This window comes from Flavobacterium sp., from assembly GCF_028712645.1.
Lineage (GTDB): Bacteria > Bacteroidota > Bacteroidia > Flavobacteriales > Flavobacteriaceae > Flavobacterium.
Genome location: NZ_JAQTPQ010000254.1, coordinates 1 through 4,978, shown reverse-complemented (window position 1 = coordinate 4,978; position 4,978 = coordinate 1). Strand labels below are relative to the sequence as shown.

Genomic DNA, 4,978 nt, shown 5'->3' with positions numbered 1-4,978 from the left:
TATAAATGAAATTTACCTCTCATTTTGCGTTTATGCAGAAGAACGTACGATTAATTTCTTCTTGATCAATGATATGGGAAGTTTGACAATGCTGTTTGATCAAGATAAAATCCGAAAAATATTTACAAATATACTTTCAAATGCATTCAAGTACACTTTAGATGGAGGTACTATAAGTATTCATATAAAACAGGAGGATGATACTGTTTGTGTTAGTGTTTCTGACTCAGGATCAGGTATTAGCGATAAAGAAAAAGAACACATTTTTGAACGGTTTTATCAGGCTCAACAAGAACAAGAAAAAACAGGAACAGGAATCGGATTACATATTGTATATGAATATGTTAATCTTCACGGAGGAACTATAAATGTTACCGATAATGTGCCATATGGCAGTATTTTTACCTTCCAAATTCCAATTAAAGTGGTTGATGTCGATAAAGAAGAAAAATATTTAGCCGAAAATCTTTTAAACGAATTTACTATTGAAGATGTGGAAAAAGCTAATGTGGTTACAGATAAAAAGATATTACTATTTGTGGATGACAACAATGATTTTTGTGAGTTTATCAAAGATAATCTTGGAGAGATATATACTGTAATAACTGCCAATAATGGACAAGAAGCTTTAGGATTGTTGCACAAGTTTAATGTAACAATTATCGTGAGTGATGTAATGATGCCTATTATGAATGGAATAGAACTTTGTAAACAGATAAAAACAAATATTTATTGGTCCCATATTCCAGTTATTCTATTGACGGCACGTACTGCAGAAGAATATGTAATGGAAGGATTGGAACTGGGTGCTGATGATTATATAACCAAACCTTTTAATTTCGACTTGCTAAAATTACGCATTCAAAAATTCGTGGAATGGACTGAGAAGAGTCATATTTCCTTCAGTCAAAAATTAGATGTCTCTCCTGCGGAAATTACCATTACCTCATTGGATGAAAACCTGATAGCCAAGGCTGTTAAAGTTGTTGAAGACCATATAAACGAGGCCGAGTTTTCTGTTGAAACTCTTAGTGTGGCTTTAGGTTTAAGCCGCGGTCATTTATACAAAAAGTTAATAGCCATTACAGGTAAAGGGCCAACAGAATTTATTCGAACAATTCGATTGAAGCGGGGTCGTCAACTCCTTGAAAAAAGTCAAATGCAAATTGCAGAAATAGCATATGAAGTGGGGTTCAATTCCCCGAAAAGATTTACTAAATACTTTCGAGAAGAATTTGGTCTTTCGCCTTCTGAGTATTTGCGAATTTATAAACGCCAATAATACTCATATGATTTACCCGTATTAAAAAAAGTTGTGGTAACCATTCAGTCTGTTTTATTTTTAAAGTATCAATTGCCTCTAGCTTTAGCTGGAGGCAATTCAATTTTTTGATAGGCAGAATAGTTATATTTTAAAATCTTTCCTTTTTGAAGGGTATCCTTTATTGAGGAAAACATATCAAAATATAAGTAAACTTAAATATATTTTGATACATACAAATCAGTTTTACTTCTTTACCGTTTTATTTTAAAAGCATTATAAATAACATCAAAATTTGATTGGTATTTATCTAATTAGTAATTTTAATATCGATATTTTTTGCTGAAATTGGCTTTAAAAATTATTAAATAATTCTTTTCCCGAGACATTAGAACCTCCTTCAAAAAACACCATTTTAAAGTGTGTACTTAATATTGAAGAGCATATTTTATAAGCTAAAATTTTATTTTGGTTAAAATTAGTTCCATTATGAAAACAATTTTTTATCCCATTAATAAATATGGTAATGAAATAAATTACGTGGTTTTATTGACTAAATCGCAGTGATTGCAACAATTGATACCATCTTTTGATACAAAAAGAACCCTGGTTTGATGTTACTTTATTGTTAATTTGTTCTCAACGTTATATGAGAAATGTAGTAGAAAACGAAATATTACTTAAAGAGAATATTTCATTATAAAGGTATCTTTTTTATGTAAAAAAATAACCACTAAACTAACTTAAATTAAATTAACTATGAATGAAAAACATGTGATTCAGCGTTTTGTGAAAGCTAAAAAACTTTTTAGGAAGTATGTCTTTTTAGTGTTGCTTTGTTCCGTTGGAGTAGCATCGGCTCAAGATTCTGATGTGAAAATTACAGGTGTTGTATTAGAGAACTCAAATGGGCTACCAATTCCTGGGGTTAATATTCTTCTTAAAGGAGCTAAAAATGTCGTATCATCAGATATCGATGGTGCGTTTTCTATTAAAGCAAAAATAGGAGAAACACTTGTCTTAAGCTATGTTGGCTATTTAGATCAGAGTGTAAAGATTACCAACAATAAATTGACAATTCGCCTAAAAGAAAATGTAAAGACTTTAGATGAAGTAGTGGTAATTGGTTATGGTAAGGCAAAAAGAAAAGACCTTACAGGTTCCATATCTTCCATATCAGGAGCTGAACTTCGAAAATCAAGTCCTACTACAATTGACCAAGCCTTGCAAGGTAAAGTAGCAGGTGTAGTAGTGCAACAAACCTCTGGTCAGCCTGGAGGAGGTGTTAGTGTACAAATTCGCGGACTTTCTTCTTTTGGAAATAATGCACCATTATATATAATTGATGGCGTTATTATTGGATCGGTATCAGGATCTTATGGAGATGCGGGGACTAATCCACTAGCAACAATTAGTCCTTCGGACATCGAATCTATAGATGTACTGAAAGATGCTTCGGCAAGTGCTATTTATGGTTCTCAAGCAACCAATGGGGTAATTGTTATTACTACTAAAAGAGGGAAAGAGGGTGCGCCAAAAATTAATTATGAGTTCAGTACAGGATTCCAGCAGATAGCTAAAATGTATCCAACAATGAATTTGCGGGAGTATGCAACATTTCTTAATGAAAGAGATGCTGGATTCGGTTGGGGATTTGATGAAAGACCAGAATTAGCTAATCCTAAATATTTAGGAGAAGGAACAAACTGGCAGAAAGAATTGTTTAGAAACGCACCAATGAGCAATCACGTTCTTTCTATGAGTGGAGGTAACGATAAAACACAATATTTGATGTCGGCTTCATACTTTAATCAAGATGGTATAGCTATAGGATCAAAATTTACTAGAACTTCATTAAGAATTAATTTGGACAACAAAACTACTAATTGGTTAAAAATTGGAACCAGTTTGCAGTTGACCCATATAGATGAAAGTGTAACTACAACCGACTCGGAAATCATTAAACAGGCTTTAAGTCAAACACCTGATATTCCTTTGAAAAATGCTGATGGTACTTATGCAGGAGGAGAATCGACAAATGGTTGGGTACCCAATATGCCTAATCCTGTAGCTCTTGCTTTAATAAATAAAAACAATCCAAAAAGGAATCAGTTGTATGGTAATTTGTATGCAGAAGTCCAGTTGTCAAAGGATCTTACTTTAAGAAATGAGATTACGGGTAGTTTTTCGTTTAACACACAGGATAAATTTAATCCAACCTATGTATTTGGAAATACGCAATTGCCTACAAATTATGCATATTATTCTTCTGATCAAAATGCTAATACTGCTTTGAGAAACTTCTTGACTTATAATAAAGTGTTTGCTAGTAAATATAGTGTTAATGTCTTGTTGGGTCATGAAGCACAAGTAAATAAAGCAGAAAGTGTTTGGGCATCACGTGAAAATTTCGTTTCAAACAATATTACTAATATAAGTAGTGGTGATGAAAATAAGGCTAAAAATGGAGGAAGTAAAAGCGATAATGCACAAGAATCTTATTTTGGTCGTATTAATTTTGTTTACGACGATAGATATTTATTTACGGTCAATGCACGTGCGGATGGTTCTTCGAAATTTGCACCTGTAAACCGTTGGGTTAATACTTATTCAGGTTCTTTTGCTTGGAAATTGAACAATGAAAAATTCTTAAAAGACAGCAAAACAATCAATGAGCTTAAATTAAGATTGGGTTACGGTCTTACCAACAACCAAAACATTAGAGACAATGCCTATGTAACAATGCTCGAAACAATGCCTAATGGTTTGTCTGGAATAGCACAACTTATTTCAAGTATGGGAAATTCAGGAATACAATGGGAAAAAACAAAGTACTCTAATGCAGGTTTAGATTTAAGAATGTTTAATTGGAGATATGGATTGACTTTGGATGTCTATGACAGATCTACCGATGGTTTGTTAATGCAAATTCCATTGCCAGCTTATTCAGGAACTTCTCCAGGATATTCTCCAGGTGCCATAAGTGCTCCTTATGTTAATATTGGTAAGGTTAGAAACAGAGGATACGATTTAACCTTTAGTGCAGCAATTGTACGCAACAAAGACTTTAGTTGGAATGCAGACTTTACTATGTCGCATAACGAAAATAAAGTATTAAAATTGAATACTGATGGAGCTTCATTGATTGGGACTTATGGAAATTCAGCTGAGGTAGTTACTCAAACTGTGGTTGGAGGATCTATAGGTGATTTTTATGGCTATGTATCAGATGGAATTTTTGCTACTGCCGAAGATTTTAAAACACATGCTTTGCCTACAAATTCAAAAGGAGAAGTATTAGAAGTTAAACAAGGTTTTGGTGGGGTATGGTATGGTGACCGTAAATTCAAAGATTTAGATGGAGATGGAGAAATCACACCAAGAGATCGAAAATATTTAGGTTCTTCTATTCCTAAAGTTCAGTTCGGATTTAACAATAAATTTAACTACGGAAATTTTGATATGAACATTTTCTTTAGTGCTACTTTTGGTAACAAAGTGTTGAACGCATTAAGAATAACTGGAGAAGACCCTAACACAGGTTCTGGTTATTTAAAAGCGTTAGAGGATCATGCCGTACTAGCTTTAATTGATCCTAATGGATCGGCAGCCGATGTTAATAATGTCTATGTTACAAATCCGAATACTACAATAGTAGGAGTTAGAAACGATAATAGTAATGTGAACAATCGTTTTTCAGATATATATCTTGAAGAT

Annotated in this window: 2 protein-coding genes; both read left to right on the top strand. The window is 33.0% G+C overall.

Annotation, left to right across the window (positions count from 1 at the left end; genetic code table 11):
• The coding region (locus PHC28_RS15520; RefSeq protein WP_300102711.1) for an ATP-binding protein at window positions 1–1,282 on the top strand (1,282 nt) is incomplete at its 5' end.
• A 738-nt stretch (window positions 1,283–2,020) separates the two neighbouring features.
• The coding region (locus PHC28_RS15515) for a TonB-dependent receptor (protein WP_300102708.1) at window positions 2,021–4,978 on the top strand (2,958 nt) is incomplete at its 3' end.